Origin of the sequence: Stenotrophomonas sp. AR029 (assembly GCF_047520695.2) — a bacterium.
GTDB lineage: Bacteria > Pseudomonadota > Gammaproteobacteria > Xanthomonadales > Xanthomonadaceae > Stenotrophomonas > Stenotrophomonas sepilia.
This window is the reverse complement of the sequence record NZ_JAXBQQ020000002.1, coordinates 532,221-550,551: the sequence shown is the minus strand read 5'-3', so window position 1 is coordinate 550,551 and position 18,331 is coordinate 532,221. Positions and strand designations below refer to the sequence as shown.

The 18,331-nt window shown below is 68.1% G+C and carries 15 protein-coding genes; 10 read left to right on the top strand and 5 right to left on the bottom strand.

Annotation, left to right across the window (positions count from 1 at the left end):
- Positions 1-37: 37 nt before the first annotated feature.
- On the bottom strand, positions 38-2,245 hold the full coding sequence (locus ACM0PB_RS09095; RefSeq protein ID WP_065177463.1) for a TonB-dependent receptor: 2,208 nt from the start codon (positions 2,243-2,245) through the stop codon (positions 38-40).
- Positions 2,246-2,380: 135 nt separating this feature from the next.
- On the opposite strand from ACM0PB_RS09095, the gene ACM0PB_RS09090 reads away from it, so the two are divergent.
- Together ACM0PB_RS09090 and ACM0PB_RS09085 are read left to right on the top strand one after the other, a co-directional pair.
- The gene (locus ACM0PB_RS09090) at positions 2,381-2,794 is read left to right on the top strand and encodes a MerC domain-containing protein (protein WP_005415804.1); all 414 of its coding nucleotides are present in this window, start codon (positions 2,381-2,383) and stop codon (positions 2,792-2,794) included.
- Between the two features lie 110 nt (positions 2,795-2,904).
- Positions 2,905-3,084 (top strand): 30S ribosomal protein THX, encoded by a 180-nt coding sequence (locus ACM0PB_RS09085; protein WP_004150462.1) that lies wholly within the window; start codon positions 2,905-2,907, stop codon positions 3,082-3,084.
- 132 nt (positions 3,085-3,216) lie between these two features.
- Here ACM0PB_RS09085 and ACM0PB_RS09080 read toward each other — a convergent pair whose 3' ends face one another.
- From ACM0PB_RS09080 to ACM0PB_RS09070, 3 genes are all read right to left on the bottom strand, one after another.
- Positions 3,217-4,467, bottom strand: coding sequence for an alkaline phosphatase family protein (locus ACM0PB_RS09080; RefSeq protein WP_353089332.1), 1,251 nt, complete (start codon positions 4,465-4,467; stop codon positions 3,217-3,219).
- A gap of 397 nt (positions 4,468-4,864) precedes the next feature.
- Positions 4,865-5,356 carry a methylated-DNA--[protein]-cysteine S-methyltransferase gene (locus tag ACM0PB_RS09075; RefSeq protein ID WP_005415806.1) on the bottom strand — a complete coding sequence of 164 codons (492 nt, stop codon included), beginning with the start codon at positions 5,354-5,356 and terminating at the stop codon, positions 4,865-4,867.
- Positions 5,353-6,831, bottom strand: coding sequence for an AlkA N-terminal domain-containing protein (locus ACM0PB_RS09070; RefSeq protein WP_414604925.1), 1,479 nt, complete (start codon positions 6,829-6,831; stop codon positions 5,353-5,355). Before ACM0PB_RS09070 ends, ACM0PB_RS09075 begins: the two co-directional genes overlap by 4 nt.
- Positions 6,832-7,256: 425 nt before the next feature.
- On the opposite strand from ACM0PB_RS09070, the gene ACM0PB_RS09065 reads away from it, so the two are divergent.
- From ACM0PB_RS09065 to ubiM, 4 genes are all read left to right on the top strand, one after another.
- Positions 7,257-8,420 carry a COG3904 family protein gene (locus tag ACM0PB_RS09065; RefSeq protein ID WP_065177460.1) on the top strand — a complete coding sequence of 388 codons (1,164 nt, stop codon included), beginning with the start codon at positions 7,257-7,259 and terminating at the stop codon, positions 8,418-8,420.
- 58 nt (positions 8,421-8,478) lie between these two features.
- Entirely contained in the window at positions 8,479-9,024 is a 546-nt protein-coding gene (locus ACM0PB_RS09060; RefSeq protein ID WP_005415810.1) for a DUF4019 domain-containing protein, read from the top strand.
- An 11-nt stretch (positions 9,025-9,035) separates the two neighbouring features.
- Positions 9,036-9,425 carry an MAPEG family protein gene (locus tag ACM0PB_RS09055; RefSeq protein ID WP_095379034.1) on the top strand — a complete coding sequence of 130 codons (390 nt, stop codon included), beginning with the start codon at positions 9,036-9,038 and terminating at the stop codon, positions 9,423-9,425.
- Positions 9,426-9,504: 79 nt separating this feature from the next.
- Positions 9,505-10,683, top strand: coding sequence for a 5-demethoxyubiquinol-8 5-hydroxylase UbiM (gene ubiM / locus ACM0PB_RS09050; protein ID WP_065177458.1), 1,179 nt, complete (start codon positions 9,505-9,507; stop codon positions 10,681-10,683).
- An 11-nt stretch (positions 10,684-10,694) separates the two neighbouring features.
- Here the strand turns inward: ubiM and ACM0PB_RS09045 are convergent, their stop codons facing one another.
- On the bottom strand, positions 10,695-10,916 hold the full coding sequence (locus tag ACM0PB_RS09045) for an RNA-binding S4 domain-containing protein (protein WP_014036469.1): 222 nt from the start codon (positions 10,914-10,916) through the stop codon (positions 10,695-10,697).
- A 269-nt stretch (positions 10,917-11,185) separates the two neighbouring features.
- Between ACM0PB_RS09045 and ACM0PB_RS09040 the strand changes: the two genes are divergently transcribed.
- From ACM0PB_RS09040 to ACM0PB_RS09025, 4 genes are all read left to right on the top strand, one after another.
- Positions 11,186-13,123 (top strand): DEAD/DEAH box helicase, encoded by a 1,938-nt coding sequence (locus ACM0PB_RS09040; protein WP_065186385.1) that lies wholly within the window; start codon positions 11,186-11,188, stop codon positions 13,121-13,123.
- A gap of 218 nt (positions 13,124-13,341) precedes the next feature.
- Positions 13,342-15,765: a putative bifunctional diguanylate cyclase/phosphodiesterase gene (locus ACM0PB_RS09035; RefSeq protein ID WP_065186384.1), complete on the top strand. Its 2,424-nt coding sequence runs from the start codon at positions 13,342-13,344 to the stop codon at positions 15,763-15,765.
- 108 nt (positions 15,766-15,873) lie between these two features.
- Positions 15,874-17,538 carry a sensor domain-containing diguanylate cyclase gene (locus ACM0PB_RS09030; RefSeq protein ID WP_065186383.1) on the top strand — a complete coding sequence of 555 codons (1,665 nt, stop codon included), beginning with the start codon at positions 15,874-15,876 and terminating at the stop codon, positions 17,536-17,538.
- A gap of 34 nt (positions 17,539-17,572) precedes the next feature.
- Positions 17,573-18,295, top strand: a complete 723-nt coding sequence (locus ACM0PB_RS09025; protein ID WP_005408708.1) for a pseudouridine synthase — start codon at positions 17,573-17,575, stop codon at positions 18,293-18,295.
- Positions 18,296-18,331 lie beyond the last annotated feature (36 nt).

Sequence of the window (18,331 nt, the reverse complement as noted above, 5' to 3'; positions counted from 1 at the left end):
CGGCCCCCTCGGGTAATGTTCCGACGGCGTAAGCCGATCAGAAGAACGCGCGGATACCGAATGCGACGCCACGGCCCGGCAGCGGCGAGTAGTCGCGCAGCAGAGAGGTATGCGGACGCACTTCGCGGTTGGTCAGGTTGCTGCCATCCAGGAACACCTCGTAGCTGTTGCTGGCGTTGCGGTCCCAACGATAGGCCAGGTGCGCGTCGACCAGGGTGTAGCCGTTGCTCGGCTCCTCGTTCTGCGCGACGTCCTTCTGGCGGCTGTAACGCACCGCACCGACCGAGGCGCGCCAGCCGTCCTTCGACCAGCGCAGGTCGGCACCGACGCGGGCCGGGGCGATGCGCGGCAGGTAGCCGGTGTTGGCAAGTTCCACGCTGTAGTTGTGGTTGTGGTCGCCATGCGGAACGGCAATGTCGAGGTTGCGGCTGCCGCTGCCATCCAGCTTGGCTTTCACGTAGTCACCGAACAGGCGCAGGTCCCAGTCACCGGCGCCGCCCTCGAACAGGTGCACCAGGGCCTCGGCCTCGGCACCGCGGAATACCGCGTCCTGCTGGGTCCACGCACGAACTGGCAGGCCCTCGGTAACGCCGGTGTCGGCCAGGTAGATGAAGTCCTTGAACCTGGTCTGGTAGACCGACGCGGAGAAGTCCAGGCGCTCGCTGTGGGTGTGGATGCCCAGTTCCACGCGCTGGCCGCGCTCGGTCTTCAGGTTGGCGTCGCCGATTTCCAGCGAGCGGGTGGCGATGTGTGCGCCGGCGGCATACAGCTCTTCGTTGGTCGGTGCACGCTCGGAGCTGTCCACGCCGATGCGCAGGTCGACGGCGTCGTTGAGCTTCCAGATACCGGCGGCAGACAGGTTGGTGGCACCGAACGTACGGCGGCGATAGTCACCGGTCGGGTCCAGCTTGACCTGGTCGTGGCGGCCGCCCAGTTCCAGCTTGAACGGGCCGAACTGCTTTTCCTGCAGTACAAACAGGCCGATGTTCTTCGTACCGGTATCCGGTACGAACGCTTCTTCACCCTTGGCGCCGAAATCACTGTTGCCGAACTGCAGGCCGAAGGCGCCGTCCCAGCCACCGATCTGCTGCTGCACCGCTTCCAGGCGCGCTTCGATGCCACGGTTGGTGAAGCGGGTGGAGGGCGTGCCGGCCTCCAGCTCCACGTGCTCGTAGTCGGTGTAGGCCACGCGAGCGTTGATGTTCTTCAGGAACGAGACCGGGTTGTAGATGCCGGCCTTGGTCTCGAAGCGGTTCTGCACCATGTCGATGCGCACGTCATGCTCGTCGCCGCCTTCCTCTTCATCGCCGTGGTCGTGACCGTGGTCATGGCCGTGATCGTCGCCGTCGGCGTGCACGTGTGCGCCGTTGGGAATGCCGTAGTTGGTGCGGTAGGTGCTGGCCGACACGCCGAAGTAGCCGCCTTCGCCCAGCCAGGTGGCGCCGACGCCGCCGGCGCGGGTGCGGATGGAGCTGTTGTCGAGGCGGCCGCGACGCGGCTCTTCGCCTTCCTCGCCCGCGTGATCGTGGTCGTGGTCGTCGTGGTGGTCTTCCAGGCTGTCGATCACCGCATAGCCGGGAATGCGGTAGTCGTCGCCATTGCGCACCAGGCCGTCCACATGAAGCACGACATTGCCGCTGACGCCATCGAGGCGGAACATGCCGCTGCGCTCGTTGTTCACCGAATTGCCACGCAGCTCGGCGCGGCCGCTCAGCGGGCGCTCGGGCAGCTCCCGCGCGATGCGGCCGTCGACCACATTGACTGCACCACCGATGGCACCGCTGCCGAACAGCAGCGTGGCCGGCCCCTTCAGCACTTCGATCTGGTCAGCCAGGAACGGCTCGATGCTGGTGGCATGGTCCGCACTGACGGTGGATGCATCCATGTTGCCCATGCCGTTGGACAGCACCGCAACGCGTGGGCCTTCCTGGCCACGGATGATCGGGCGCCCGACACCGGGCCCGAAGAAGGTGCTCTGCACGCCGGGCAGCTTGGCCACGGTATCGCCGAGGGTGCCGGCCTTCTGTTCGTCCAGGCGCTCACCGGCCAGCACCTCCACCGGGCGCGCAAGGGATTCGGCATCGCCCTGCAGCGGCGACGCGGTGACCTGCACCGAGGACAGCTCGGTCAGGTGGCGGTCACGATGGGCGGTGTCCTGACCGGCTGCGAAGGCGACGGACGGCAGCAGGGCGGCGAGGGCCAGGGCCAGGGAATGCGGCTTGAGCCGTGCGGTGTGGGCGGGCATGGATGGGTCCTTTGTTACACTGTATCAATCGCGGGGCGCACGAATCCCGTCGATGGGACAGGGGGAGGGAAAGCGTGCGGGTCGGGAAGGGATGTTATATTATTCCATAACGATTCGCCGACCCTGCTGGAAGTCATGTCCTTGTCCTCACGCCTGCGCCACCTGCTCGACCGTTTCGGTGCCACCGGTTCGATGCTTTGCGCGGTGCATTGCGCAGTCATCCCGGTGCTGCTGGCGGCAGCGCCCTCGCTGGGCCTGTCGTTCTGGCTGAGCGACGGCGTTGAACAGGCGCTGGTGCTGTTCGTGACCCTGCTTGGGCTGTTCAGCCTGGTCTGGGGTTACCGCCGCCATGGCGCGCTGCGTGCGCTGGGCTTCCTGATCCCCGGCCTGGTCGCGCTGTGGGCTGGCGTGCTGTACGAGCCGCTGCATCACAACGCCGTGCCGCATGCGGTGGTGATGACCATCGGTGGCCTGCTGGTGGGCGTTGCCCATCTGGTCAACCTGCGCCTGAACCACGGCCACGTACACGACGCCAGCTGCGCGCACTAGGCGCTCCATGATAGGATTTTCGATCGTGCGCGGGGGCGCCCAGCAAGGCGGCCCCGCCGAACCCGTGTCAGTACGGGGTAACCAGATTTCACACTTGAGGAGTTGAAGACATGGGTAAGGGTGACCGCAAGACCGCCAAGGGCAAGCGCTACAACGCCAGCTACGGCAACGCCCGTTCGCATACCGCGAGCAAGGTCGCCGTAGGCGCCGCCGCCCCGGTTGCCAAGAAGACCGTGGCCAAGGCTCCGGCGAAGAAGGCCGTGGCGAAGAAGGCCGTCGCCAAGGCCTGATCCGGCCGCGCGACTGGTCCAAGGAAGAACGCGGCGCCTGGCGCCGCGTTTTTTTATGCATGATTTTGCAGAGCCGAGCCCATGCCCGGCTGGCGCAATGCAGCCGAGCGTGGGCTCGGCTCTACAACCGGATCAGCGCAGGGTCTTCTTCAGCGTTTCCGGGTTGCCGTCGTTCGGCGCGGCTGGTACCTGCAGAAGGTGTGCCAGCAGTGGATAGACATCGACATTGTCGAAGCCATCGATCACCAGGCCCTGGCGGAACGACGGGCCACTGGCCACGAACACCGCGCGCATGGACGGCAGCGCGTTGTCGTAGCCGTGCGAGCCGCGGTCCTGCTGTTCGCGCTTGGCGATCTTTTCCTGATGCAGGGCATCCCAGCCTTCATCCATCATGCAGACAATGGCGGGAATGCGCGGATGGGTGCCGTAGTGCAGGCGCGCCGGCAGTTTTTCTTTCTTCCAGCATTCGTAGTGCGCGTGGCGGCCGAGCAGAGCGCGTTCGGCGGCGGCTTCATGGCCGACCACCGGTGCGAAGCCGACCGACTGGCCCTGGCTGACATTGCGCGCAATCGCCGGGTCGACCATCGATTCGGTGGCGATCACCTGGCCAGCGGGGACACTGGCCATGCCATGGTCAGAGACCACGATCACGTTGGTGGTCGAGGCCAGGCCGCGCTGCTGCAGCCCATCGAGCACCTGGCCGACGATCTGGTCGGCGCGCACGATGGCGTCGGCGTACTGCTTCGACTCGGGGCCGTAGTTGTGACCGGCCTTGTCCACGTGTTCCATGTACAGCGTGGTCAGGCGGGGGGCATCGGCGTCGGTCTGTGACAGCCAATCGAGCACGATGCCGGCGCGCTGTTCCAGCGGCTCCTTGCCGTCGTAGATGCGCCACTGGCTGGGGCGTACGCCACGGATCTCCGATTCACTGCCCGGCCATGACGTGGTGGCCGAACGCACGCCAGCATTCTCGGCGCCGACCCAGATCGGTTCGCCGCCCCACCAGCCACTGGTGGTAACCGCTTCGCGATTGCTCAGCTCGAACCGGCCCAGTGCTTCATCGTCCATGCTGTTGTTGACGATGCCGTGGTGGTCCGGGCGCAGGCCGGTAACGAGGGTGTAGTGATTCGGGAAGGTCAGCGACGGATAGGACGGGGTCATCCAGCGTGCGCGCACGCCGCCATCGATCAGGCGTTGCAGGTTCGGGGTCAGGCTGCGGTCCAGCGCATCGGCGCGCAGGCCGTCGATGGAGATCAGCAGCAGCTTCGGCGGTGCCGCCGCAGCGATGGAAGTGGGAACGGAGGCGGAGGGGGGGCGCGCGGTGGTGCAGGCAGCCAGGGGCAGCAGCAGCGCCAGCGCACAGGTCAGGCGTACGGAAGTCATCCGCGCATGATAAGCCGGCGCAATGACGCGCCCAAGACACGGCGCGGTGTCCGCGCATTTTTCCTTATCCCCGCGCCTGTCGGCGCGCGCCCTTCAACAAGAAGGGGGCTTTTCTCCAGACAGATTCCAGATACCTCCATCCACGCATGGCGTGGATCTATCGTGTCGACCAAGGTCGACACCTGCCAGCCGCCGCGGGAATCTGTCGAAGGTGGGGCGGTGTGGGTGGGCAGGACCGTTGGCGCCATCCATGGCGCCATCGACCCCCCATGGATGGGTTTACGGCGTGTCCTGCCCACCCATACCGCCCCACCCAACGCGTAGAAAATCGGAGCTGTATTGGCTCTTGACCTTGCCGTTGCCTCTGCGGGTGCCGGGCGCAGCCCGGCCGGCCCTCTCAGGCGAACAGCGGGGCCTGGCGCTGTTCCAGCCGCAGCAGCGCGGCCTTGGTTTCCAAGCCGCCACCGAAGCCGGTCAGTGCACCGTTGCTGCCGATCACGCGGTGGCAGGGCAGGATGATCGGCAATGGATTGCGGCCATTGGCCGCGCCCACCGCGCGGGTCGCGCTGGGTTGGCCCAGGTGCTGCGCCAACTGCAGATAGCTCCAGGTCTGGCCGAACGGAATCAACGCCAGCGCCTGCCACACGCGCAGCTGGAACGGCGTGCCGCGTGGTGCCAGCTGCAGGTCGAACCGGCTGCGTTCACCGTGCAGGAACTGCAGCAGCTGTTCGCGTGCCTCCGGCAGTGCATCCGGTGCGTAATGCCAGCCGTCGCGCCCGCGTGCGGGGTGACGGTTCTCCGGAAACAGCACGTGCGCAAGACCACGCTCGTCACCGGCGATGGTCAATACGCCGATCGGGCTGTCGAAACGATCGAACAACAGGGTCATGTCGGTTCTCCAACGAACGTACCGGACAGGTGCCACAGGTGCAGCACCGCGTAGGCGCGCCACGGGCGCCAGGGTTGCGAGCGCGCTTCGGTCGCGCGTTCGTTCAGGCGCTGGCCCTGCGCGTGGCCGAGCACCTGCTGCAGTACAAGATCGCCGGCCGGGAAGGCATCGGGCTGGCCGAGGCCACGCAGGGCGATGTACTGCGCGGTCCAGGGGCCGATGCCGGGCAGTGCAACGCAGCGCGCAACGAATTCCTCCAAGGCCTGGCCGGGCCCGAAGTCGAGCCGGCCGCTGGCGCAGGCGGCGGCCAGGGCGCGCACGGTGGCGGCGCGGCTGCGCGGCAGGCCGATTGACTCCAATGGTGCCTCGGCCAGTACCTCGGGCGCTGGAAACTGGCGATCGAAGTCGGATGGCATGCCCGGCAGGTGCGCGCCATAGGCGCCGACCAGGCGCCGCGCGAAGGTGGTGGCCGCGGCCACGCTGACCTGCTGCCCGAGCACCGCGCGTACGCCCACCTCGAAGCCATCCCAGCCGCCGGGCACGCGCAGCCCGGGGCGCTCGGCGATCCCGCGCGCCAGCAGAGGTTCCTCGCCGAGCGCGGCATGCACCTGCTGCAGGTCGGCATCCAGATCGAACACGCGACGCACGCGGCGCACGATGTCAGGGATCAAGCGCGGATCCACCGCGCCCAATTGCAGGCGAAGTTCCGGGCGCTTCGAATCGGCGGTGACGCGCAGCAGGGTGGGGCGCTCCGGCGCGCCCAATACGCGCTGGTAGCTGTCTTCACCGATCAGTTCGATGCCGGGCAGGCTGCGTTTGCGCAGGAAGGCCAGCATGCGTGGGAAGTCCAGTGGTGGACGGTAGCCCAGGCGCAGCACCAGGCCGCCATCATCTGCAGCCAACGGTTGATGCTGGCGACGCAGGGCGGTCGGCGCCATCCCACAGCCCTGCAGGAACGCGGTGTTGAAGCGGCGCAGGCTGTTGTAGCCGGCAGCCAGCGCGACGTCGGTCACCGCCAGCGTGGTTTCGGTCAGCAACTGTTTGGCCAGCAACAGGCGATGGGTTGCGTGGATCTGCCCGGGCGTTGCGCCGAGATGTTCGACGAACAGGCGCTGCAGTTGGCGCGCGCTGAGGCCGAGCTTCGTTGCAAGATCGGCCACCGGCTGCTCCTGCAGGAAGCCGCCGTGGATCAGCGCCAGTGCGCGCTGCACGGTCTGTCCGGCCAGGGCCTGCTGGGCCTGCGGTGCCAATTCCGGGCGGCAGCGCAGGCAGGGGCGGTACCCGGCGGCCGCGGCGGCCGCGGCGGTGGGGAAGTAGGTGATGTTGCGCGGCTTCGGCGGCGGTGCCGGGCACACCGGGCGGCAGTAGATGCCGGTGCTGCGCACGGCGGTGAAGAACACGCCGTCGAAGCGTGCGTCGCGGGCCAGGCGGGCGCGGTCGCAGGCGGCGGTGTCGAGGGCGAGGGCGGTGTCCATGGCGCCAGTCTAGGCCCGCGCGGGCGGCGATACTCGCCACATTCGGACATGGATGCTGAAGGGGGGCAGGCTGGGCTGCGCCCGGCACCCGCGGTAGTGCCGGCCGCTGGCCGGCAACGGCAACGGCAACGGCAGAAGCTGGTTTTCTGTGGGGAGGCGGGGTGGGCCCGGTTGCGGGAGACGCCGTAAACCCGTCCTTGGGGGCTTGGCCGCGGCATCCATGCCGCGGACACTCCCGCAACCGGACCCACCCCGCCTTCGACAGGTTCCTGCGATCTGTCGGAAGGGCATCCCGCTCTGGTAGGTGTCGACCTTGGTCGACACGCTTTTTCCCCAAGGGTCAGAAGGGGTTCATCACCACGCACTGAATGCGCGGCCTGGACGGGTAGACTGTGGCTCTTGCTCACGTGAAGACCGGTTGCCCGATGTCCGCCAAACTCCGCTGGTTGCCCCTGTTGTGCCTGGCCCTGGCGGGCTGCAGCCAGCTGGAGAATCCGGGCAATGTGACTGCCGCCGACAAGGCCGCGCGGGCGCCGTCCAGCGATGGCGAGAACATGGTGTCGATCAATGCGGCTGACGCACCGCCGCCGCCGGCACCGCCGCGCAGCCGGGAGGACCGGCCGTGGCCGCAGGCGCAGCTGGAGAATGGACGCGCCTGGATCAGTTGCAGCACCGAGTACGCCGGCGAAGCTGGCGACGGTGTCGAGCTGGAAGGCCTGCAGCGCGAGCAGATCACCCAGGCCCTGGCCCCGTGCGCCGAGCGTGGCCTGATGCGTGTGCGCTACGCCGGCAAGATCAATCCGGGCTTCGCCGAGATGATGTGGCGTCTGGCGGTGGTGGCCGACCAGCAGAAGATCCACAAGCGCATCCTTGACCTGGATTCCAGTGGCGGGCAGGTGGAGTCGGCGATCGTCGCCGGTGACAGCATCGGTGAATCGGGCTGGACCATCTGGGTGCGCGAAGGCTCGATCTGCCACAGCGCCTGCGTGTTCGTGCTGGCCGCCGGCGACAACCGCCTGCTGTCGGGCAAGGTCGGCATCCACCGCATGATGCGCATCAGCTCCAAGGCCACCTCGCGCGCCGAGCTCAACCGCGAGCTGCACGAGGTCTACGACAACGTGAAGGACTACCTGCAGCGCAACGGCGTGGCGGTCGGTGTGGCCGATCTGATGATGACCGTGCCCAACCGCAGCCTGCGCCTGCTGACCCCGGACGAACTGCGCCAGTACGGCCTGGATGGCACCAATGCGGTGCAGGACGATCTGGAACGGATCAAGCAGATGCGTGCCTGCGGCGACGATTTCGTGCAGCGCAAGGACGCCTTCCTGGTCGCCTTCGACCAGCAGTGCAAGCGCGAAGGCGCCGACATGGAGTCGATCAACAGTTGTGGCCAGGCGTTGAAGCAGCGCTTCGGCTTCCCGGACGCGGTCTGTCCCGACGAAAGCCCGCTGTCGGAGATCGATGTGGCGACGCTGCCACCAGCGCCGCCGGAGCCCCCGCCGGTGGCCGAACAGGCGCCAGGGAACGCCGCCGCGCCCGCCGCGCAGGCTGATGCGGCAGCGGTGGAGGGCGACGCCCCGGCACGCTGACAGCATAGTCACCGCGCTGGCGTAGACTGCGGTTCTCTCCAGAAAACCGGCGGTGTCCATGAAGCGCGTGCTCCTGCTGCTGTCCCTGCTGCCCCTGACTGCGTTGGCGCAGGCACCTGCGCCGGCCACGCCTGCACCAGCTCCGGCACGCCCGGCCCCGGCATCGCCGGCGGCTGCGAAGCCCGCCACTGCCGGTGCCCCTGCGTTGACCGCTGCGCAGCAGGCCCAGGTGCAGAAGCAGGACGCGGAAATGGGCGCGGCTGCGTTGAAGGCGGCGCAGCTGGTCGATGCCAACCGCGCCGGCGAATTGTGGGATGGCGCTTCGGCCGTCGCGCGCCGTGCGGTGCCGAAAGCCACCTTCGTCAGCCAGTTGGCCGCCGAGCGCACGCGCCTGGGTGCGCTGGCCGGGCGTGGCCAGCCGACCATCACCCGGGTCAAGTACAGCCCCGGCGCCGCAGTGCCGGAAGGGCTGTACATCAACGTCAGCTTCCCGACCCGTTTCGCCAACAGCGCGCAGCCGGTGCGCGAGCTGGTCTCGTTCCGCTTCGACGAAGACCAGGTCTGGCGCCTGGCCGGTTACAGCCTGCGCGCGTCGGCACCCTGAGGAGATGAACGATGGCAACTGAGCTGACAATGCTGGCCTGGTCGGTGCTGCTGGGCTTTGTCTACATCTTCGCCACCTCCACCGTGGTCACCCGCGAGCGCGGGATGAAGTGGAATGCCTCGGCACGCGATGGCGATGCAAAGCCGCTCAGCGCGCTGGCCGGTCGCCTGCAGCGTGCGCAGGCCAACTTCCTGGAAACGTTCCCGTTCTTCGCCGCTGCCGCCATCGCGGTGGTCGTGGCCGGGCGCAGCAACGACACCACGGCGCTGGCTGCGCAGGCCTACGTCTGGGCGCGTGTGGTCTACCTGCCGCTGTATGCCGCAGGCGTGCCCTACGTGCGCAGCCTGGTCTGGCTCGTATCGCTGCTGTCGATCCTGGCGCTGGTGTTCGCACTGCTGTAGCCGGGCCTGATCCAGATCAAGGCCAGTCATGCGCGCGGCGCTATGCTGGCCCGGACTGAATCAACGGCAGGAGGCGCGCATGCGCAGGATGGACGTGGTGGTGGTCGGCGCCGGACCGGCGGGACTGTGCTTCGCGCGTGCGCTGGCCGGCAGTGGCCTGCAGGTCGGGCTGGTCGAAGTGCAGCCGCGCCAGGCCCTGGCCGAAGCCGCCTTCGATGGCCGCGAGATCGCGCTGACCCATGCCTCGCGGCAGAGCATGGAGCAACTGGGGCTGTGGCAGCGCCTGCCGCAGGCCGAAGTCGCCGAGCTGCGCGATGCCAGGGTGATGAACGGCGGCTCGCCGTTCGCGTTGACCTTCGCCAGCAGCCAGGTTGATGGCCAGCCGCTGGGCTGGCTGGTGCCCAACCACCTGATCCGCCGCGCCGCCTGGGATGCCGTGCAGGGCCAGGATGCGCTGGAGCTGTTCGATGGGCGCAAGGTGCTGGGCGTGCAGGCCGATGCGCAGGGCCACGTGGTCAGACTCGATGACGGCAGTCAACTGCACGCGCGACTGCTGGTCGCGGCTGACAGCCGCTTCTCCGCCACCCGCCGCATGCTCGGCATCGGTGCGCAGATGCGCGACTTCGGCAAGTCGATGCTGGTATGCCGCATGCAGGTCGAGCGCGACCATCACCACACGGCCTGGGAGTGGTTCGGCTACGGCCGCACCATGGCGCTGCTGCCGCTCAACGAGGGCCAGGCATCGGCGGTGATCACGCTGCCGCCGCGGCAGATCGAAGAACTGCTGGCGATGGACGAGGTGGCCTTCGGCGATGCCATCAGTGCCTGCTTTGAGCATCGGCTGGGCCGCATGCAGCCGGTGGCCACGCCGCAGGCGTATCCGCTGGTAGGTGTGTACGCGCACCGTTTCGTCGGCGAGCGTTCCGCGCTGATCGGCGATGCCGCGGTGGGCATGCACCCGGTCACCGCGCACGGCTTCAATCTGGGACTGGCCAGCGCACAGCGGCTGGCACAGGGCATCGTCGCGCAGCAGCGGCGCGGTGCCGACATTGCCGCCGCCGGCATGCTGGCCAGCTACCAACGCGGTCATCGGTTGGCGTCGCGGCCGCTGTACGAGGCCACCAACGCGATCGCCAGCCTGTACACCGACGATCGTCGCCCGGCACGCCTGCTGCGGGCCGCGGGCCTGCGCCTGGCGCAGGGCGTGGCGCCGTTCAGGCAGCTGATCGCCTCGCACCTGACCCAGCGCGTGGCCTGAACACCCTCGGATCAGCCAGCGGCCAGCACGCGGATCTGGCTGTCGGCGAACTCGACCACCTGGCCTGCGCGGATCTTGCAGGCCTTGCGCAGTTCGACCTCACCGTCGACCCGCACCTGGCCCTCGCTGATGACCATCTTGGCCTCGCCGCCGCTGGTGACCAGGTCGGCCAGCTTCAACAGCTGCTTGAGTTCGACGTAGTCGCCGTCGAGGTCGAATTCGAGAATCTGCATGGAGCGAGGGGTCCTGGAAAGAGGGCGCAGGCCAGCGGCCGGGCCGGAAAGAAGGGCGCGTATTGTGCGCTAGCACGGGGCATGACGGCACGCGCATGGAAAGCTGTACGCCTCGTTCAGGATCAATGCGGTATCATTCCGCTCTGAGCGAGTGAAATCTCCTCCGACCGAGCAGCGCCAGGGCACGCGATAAGAAGGGCGCCCAAAGCGCGGACCATCACCCTTTTTATCGCACTGCCAGGAAGACGGCAGTGCCTTCGGAGTTCCCCATGTCCCAAGATTCCCAAGCGCCGCTGCAGTTCGCGCAGCTCGGCCTGTCCGAGCCCGTGATGCAGGCGGTCACCGCCATCGGCTACGAAACCCCGTCGCCGATCCAGGCCGCTACCATCCCGGCGATGCTGGAAGGCCGCGACGTGCTGGGCCAGGCCCAGACTGGTACCGGCAAGACCGCTGCGTTCGCACTGCCGGTACTGTCCAACATCGACCTGCAGCAGATCAAGCCCCAGGCCCTGATCCTGGCGCCGACCCGCGAACTGGCCATCCAGGTTGCCGAGGCGTTCCAGTCCTATTCGTCGAAGATCCCGGGCTTCCGCGTGCTGCCGGTGTACGGCGGCCAGCCCTACGGCCAGCAGCTGTCGGCGCTGCGCCGTGGCGTGCATATCGTGGTCGGTACCCCCGGCCGCGTGATCGATCACCTGGACCGCAGCACCCTGGACCTGTCCGAGCTGAAGACCCTGGTGCTGGACGAAGCCGATGAAATGCTGCGCATGGGCTTCATCGACGATGTCGAAGCGGTGCTGAAGAAGCTGCCGGAGCAGCGCCAGGTGGCGCTGTTCTCGGCCACCATGCCGCCGCAGATCCGTCGCATCGCGCAGACCTACCTGCAGAACCCGGTGGAAGTGACCATCGCGGCCAAGACCACCACCTCGGCCAACATCCGCCAGCGCTACTGGTGGGTGAGCGGCATGCATAAGCTGGACGCGCTGACCCGCATCCTGGAAGTCGAGCCTTTCGACGCGATGATCATCTTCGCGCGCACCAAGGCCGGCACCGAAGAACTGGCCAGCAAGCTGCAGGCGCGTGGCCTGGCCGCTGCCGCCATCAACGGTGACATGCAGCAGGCCCAGCGCGAGCGGACCATTGCCATGCTGAAGGAAGGCAAGCTGGACATCCTGGTCGCCACCGACGTGGCCGCCCGCGGCCTGGACGTGGAGCGCATCAGCCACGTGCTGAACTACGACATCCCGTACGACACCGAGAGCTACGTGCATCGCATCGGCCGTACCGGCCGTGCCGGCCGCAGCGGCGAGGCGATCCTGTTCGCCACCCCGCGCGAGAAGGGCATGCTGCGCCAGATCGAGCGTGCCACCCGCCAGCCGATCGAAGAGATGCAGCTGCCGAGCGTGGAAGCGGTCAACGACACCCGCATCAACAAGTTCACCTCGCGCATCAGCGAAACGCTCGGCGCCGGCGGCCTGGACTTCTACCGCCAGCTGCTGGAGCGCTTCGAGAACGAGCAGAACGTGCCGGCCATCGAGATCGCCGCCGCGCTGGCCAGGATGCTGCAGGGCGATACCCCGTTCCTGCTGCAGCCGCCGGTGCGTGCCCCGCGTGAAGAGCGCGCGCCGCGCGAGCGCTTCGACCGTGGCGACCGCCCGGAGCGTGGCGATCGCTTCGACCGCAACGAGCGGGGGCCGCGCTTCGAGCGTGGCCCGCGTCGCGACGACGCCGAAGGTGGTTTCGAGCCGCGTCCGCGCCGCGAGGTTCCGCCGCGTGGTGCGCCGGAGCAGGGCATGGAGACCTACCGCATTTCGGTGGGCCACCAGCACGGCGTGAAGCCGGCCAACATCGTCGGCGCCATCGCCAACGAAGCCGGCCTGGAAAGCCGCTTCATCGGCCGCATCGACATCCACGACGACTTCTCGCTGCTGGACCTGCCGGCACAGATGCCGCCGGACGTGCTGTCGCACCTGCAGAAGGTGTGGGTGTCCGGCCAGCAGTTGCAGATGCGTCCGCTGGCGGCCGGTGAAGAGATCAATCCGGCCCCGCGTCCGTTCAAGCCGCGCTTCGACAAGCGTGGTCCGGGCGGCCCGGGTGGCCCGCGTCGTGGTGGTCCGGGTGGCCATGGGGGCGACCGCGGCGGTGACCGCGACAGCCGCCCGCCACGTCGTGACGGCTTCAAGCCGCGCGGCCCGCGCAGCTTCTAAGCCGCACCCGCAGCCGTCAAGAACAACGCCAGCCCCCGGCCTGGCGCACAGGAAAAGGGGACGGAGGGGATTAAGTCGTATTTGGCAGGCCATGCGCTTATGCCGAAAACGACTTAATCCCCTCCGTCCCCTTTTTCGCATGGTCAACACATTGCCGGTCATAGGCTGGCCCGGTTCCAAAGGAGGTTGTCACCGCAGCACATTCGGGGGGATCCGGGATGGGTAGGAGTGGCACGGACCAACAGAGCCGGCGGGTGCCGATGACCCGGGGGCTGGGACTGCGTTTTGCGTTGTTGACCGGCATGGCGATCGGACTGGTCGCACTGTCGGCGTTGATCCAGGAACTGCAGGCGGCCTCCACCGCCTGGATCGCCGGCCAGGGATACTGGTCGCGCGGTCAGCAGGATGCGACCGCCGCGCTCAGTCGCTACCTGGCGCGCGGTGATGCCCAGGACCTGGACGATGCACGCCAGGCCCTGCAGGTGCCGTTGGGCGATCTGCAGGCGCGGTTGGCGCTGGAACAGGCGGAGCCTGACGAAGAGAAGGCCCGGCAGGGCTTCCTGCAGGGGGGCAACGCGCACGCCGACATTCCGCGCCTGGTGTTTTCGTTCCGCTACGCGCGGGATATCGGTGCCTTCCGCGAAGCGACCGCGTTATGGCGGCAGACCGACGGGGACCTGATGGCGCTGCAGCGCCTGGTCGATGAGTTGCAGCGGCGGCACGAGGGTGGCCCCGTAGTGGCAGCCATGCGTGACCACTACCTGCAGCAGCTGCGCGACCTGGACCAGCGGATGAAGGTGCAGAGCCAGGCGTTCTCACAGGCGCTGCTGCGGATGGCGACGCTGGTGAGGCTGGCCACGTTGATGGTCGCGGGCCTGTCGGTGCTGGCGATCAGCCTGATGGCGGTGGCCCTGGCGCGCCGCGTCGGCAAGGACCTGACCGAACACGAGAGCCGCTTCCGCGCAGCGTTCTACCAGGCCAACGTCGGCATGCTCAAGCTCGATACCGAAGGCAAGGTGATCGAGGCCAACCAGGCGATGGCCGACATCCTCGATCATCGCCGCGACGTGCTGCTGCAGCTGTCGCTGGCTGACCTGCTGATGGACGGCGAGCTGGTCATTGACGGGGTGGGGCGCATCGATTGGGACCGCCAGCTGCGCCCGAGCGAGCTGCGCTTCCGCCGTCGTGATGGCAGCCTGGTCTGGGGCCGCTGGAGCGGCACCGGTGTGCGCAGCGCCGGCGGCGCCCTGTCGGTGTTCGCGATCATCGAAGACGTCAGCCAGAACCATGCACTGGCGCGCGAGATCGAGCACCACGCCAGCCATGACCCGCTGACCGGCCTGATCAACCGGCGCGAGATCGAACGCCTGCTCGAACGCGCGCTGCTGCAGGTGCGCAGCGAAGGTGGTACGCACGCGCTGTGCTACATCAACCTGGACCATTTCAAGCTGGTCAATGACAGCTTCGGCCATGCCGCCGGCGACCAGATGCTGCGCAGCTTCGCCGATTACCTGGTGGCGGCGGTGCGCGATGGTGACTGGGTGGGCCGGCTGGGTGCGGACGAGTTCGCGGTGTTCCTCGCCCATGCCGGGCAGGACGAGGCCAAGCGCGTGCTGCAGCGGGTGATCCGCAATCTGGGGCAGGCGACGTTCCCGGTGAGCGAGGGCAGCCCGCAGTTGAGCTGCAGCATCGGCGTGGTCGAGGTCAGCGCCGATGCACCGGATGTGAACTGGTTGATGAGCGCCGCCGACAGTGCCTGCTATGCGGCCAAGCAGGCCGGGCGCAACCGCGTGCACTGCTTCAACGAGAACCGCATGGCGTTGGAGGAACGGCGCCGGGAAGCCGAGCGGCTGCAGGGCGTCAGCCTGGCCATGGCCGAGAACCGCATGGTGCTGTATGCGCAGCGCATCGCCCGCGTCGGCGATCCCACCTACCTGCACTACGAGGTGCTGGTACGCATGCGCGGCAGCGATGGCAGCCTGCACCTGCCGGGCCAGTTCATGCCGGCGGTGGAGCGCTATGGCATGGCCGTGGCGCTGGACCGGCACGTGCTCGGCCTGCTGTTCCGGCATCTGCAGGTGTGCCCGGCGCATGTGCGGCAGCTGGGACTGTGCAACGTCAACGTGTCGGCGCAGTCGATCGCCGAACCCGGCTTCCTCGCCTTCGTCTGCGACCTGCTGGAGCGCAATCGCGCGCTGGCCTCCAAGCTGTGCTTCGAGATCACCGAGACCGCAGCGATCAGCAACCTCAGCCAGGCGCGCGCGTTCATCGATGCGGTGAAGGCGCGCGGCTGCCGGATGGCGCTGGACGATTTTGGCTCCGGGCTGTCCTCGTTCGGCTACCTGCGCCAGCTGCCGGCCGACATCCTGAAGATCGACGGGGCCTTCGTGCGCGACATGGATACCGATCCGGTCAGCCACGCCACCGTGCGCGCGATCAGTGAACTTGGGCGCGAGCTGCAGATGGAGGTGGTGGCCGAATGGGTAGAGACCGCCGAAGTCGCCGCCGCGCTGACCCGGCTTGGGGTGCAGGGCCTGCAGGGCTATGCGGTCGAGCGACCGCAGCCACTGGAACGGATGACCCTGGCCGACCTGCGGCCGGTGCGCCTGGTGGCGGTGCAGGGCCCGCCTGCCGCAGGTTGAACGCCGTCGGCGACTTTGGTCTACACATGCGTTGCAGCCGCGGCTGCGATAATGCCTGCCAGGGGCGACGCGCAGTGGGCGCGGGCGTAAGCAGGAACAGGACGTGGCGTGGGCGGCAGGCAGTGGCAGTACGGAACAGGGGCGGTGCTGGTCGTGCTGCTGGTGTGGTTGGCCACGCCGTGGCCACTGTGGGCCGCTGCCGTCGAAGTCGGCAGCGATTACCTGCTGGTCGGCGCAGCCACCGATGAACCCACTCCACATCGCGCATGCACGCCGGACATGCTGGCAGGTCACCGGCAGCAGGTGCAGGTGCCTGCGCCGCCGGGCGGCTGGTCGGGGCAACCGCAGGCCCTGGACGTGTTCAATGTGTTCGCTGGCGAAGTCCGCGTGCAGTATGGCGATCGCGAGATCTGCGGCAACATGCACGATGCCCGTACCCGAGACTCACGCTTCCGCGCAGGCATCGGGCTGGTGGCGGTGCCGCCAGCGGGCAGTCACGATCCATTCCTGGTGTCGTGGCAGACGCCGTTGAAGGCGCGTTGGGTACCCACCCTTCGGCTGGGCGCGCCCAGTCCCGTGCAGCAGAACGATACCGCCCGCCTGCTGGTGCGCGCGGCCTGCATCGCCGTGGCGATCGCACTGGCGTTGTCGGCACTGATGGCCTTCCTCACCACCCGCGACCGCAGTTTCCTGGTCTACATCGCCGGTACCACCGTGCTGGTGCTTTGGCAGGCCATCCTCGGTGGCCTCAGCGGCTATCCGGAACCCTGGTTGCCGGTGGGCGAGCGCGGTGCCTGGTGGCTGCTGGTGTTGACTGCGGCCACGCAGGCCTTGGTGCTGCCGGCGCTGTGGCGGCTGAATGGCGGTGATCGCCTGTTGCCGCGTTCGCGTCCGTTCCAGCTGGTGGCGCTTTGGGGATTGCTGGCGTTGGCTGCACTGGTGCCTTGGCTGCCATGGGACAGCCTGGCCTGGGTGGCGCAGGGCCTGCAGGTGTCCTATCTGCTGGGCTGTGGCCTGGCGTTGATGGCCGGGGTGTGGGCACGGCTGCGCGGTGACCGCTGGGCGCAGGCGGGGCTGGCGGCGCTGGCGCCGATGCTGGTGTTGATCCTGGCCGACGCCTGCCGCGCGGCGTGGTTGCTGGAATACCGCGTGGAGGCCCTGCAGCTGGCGGTGACCTGGCTGCTGATGATGGCCGCCTACGCACTGAACCAGCGGCTGGGTCGCCTGCGCCAGCAGCGCGATGAACTGCGCCAGCTGGCCGAGACTGATGGCCTGACCGGCCTGCCCAACCGCCGTGCCGGCCTGCAGCAGCTGGCCCGCCACTTGGAGCGGGTTGACCGCGAGCGTGGCCCGCTGGTGATCGGCTTCCTCGATATCGATCTGTTCAAGGACATCAATGACCGCCATGGCCACGCCGTGGGGGACCAGGTGCTGGTGGCGGTGGCGCGCGCATTGCGTGCCGCGGTACGCAGCCAGGACCAGGTAGTGCGGATGGGGGGCGAAGAGTTCCTGTTGCTGATGCCGGGCATGCCCCGCGAGGCGGCGTCGGCGCGCCTGGATCGCCTGCGCCGGCACATCACGGAGGCGGCCCGGGCGCTGCAGGTGCCCGGCCTGGAGGTCACCGCCAGCATCGGCCTGGCGCAGTGGCGGCCGGGCGAGGACGATCTCGCCGCGCTGCTGCGCCGGGCCGACCATGCCATGTACGTGGCCAAGCGTGCCGGCCGCAACCGGGTGTTCGACGGCGAAGAACTCGATCCACCCGGCCTGGCATGAAGCGCGGCGGGCGGCGATGCCGGATAATAGGGCGATGACCACCCGACTCAACAAACACATCGCCGACACCGGCTTCTGCTCCCGCCGCGAGGCCGATCGCCTGATCGCCGCCCGCCGGGTCACCGTCAACGGCCATCCGGCCGGCACCGGCGCGGTGGTGGGCGAGGAAGACCAGGTGCTGGTGGATGGCCAGCCACTGCGCGCGCGCGTGGCCCGCAAGCCCGGCGCCCGCCGCCACGTCTACATCGCGCTGAACAAGCCGGTCGGCGTCACCTGCACGACCGAGACGTCGGTCAAGGGCAACATCGTCGACTTCGTCGGGCATGAACAGCGCATCTTCCCGATCGGCCGCCTCGACAAGGAGTCCGAAGGCCTGATCCTGATGACCAGCAACGGCGACATCGTCAATCAGATCCTGCGGGCCGAGAACGGCCACCAGAAGGAATACCTGGTGGCGGTGAACAAGCCGGTCACCGATGAGTTCCTGCGCGGCATGGCGCGTGGTGTTCGCATCCACGACCAGATGACGCTGCCATGCAAGACTTCGCGCATCGCCAAGTTCGGTTTCCGCATCACCCTGCAGCAGGGCCTGAACCGGCAGATCCGCCTGATGGCCGCCGAGTTCGGCTATCGCGTGACCCAGCTGCGCCGCGTGCGCATCGACAACATCAAGATTGGTGCGCTGAAGCCGGGCCAGTGGCGCAACCTGACCGAGCAGGAGCTGCAGGGCCTGCTGCCGAAGCAGCTGGACTGGTAGTGCCGGCCGCTGGCCGGCTGCAATGGGCGCGCGATG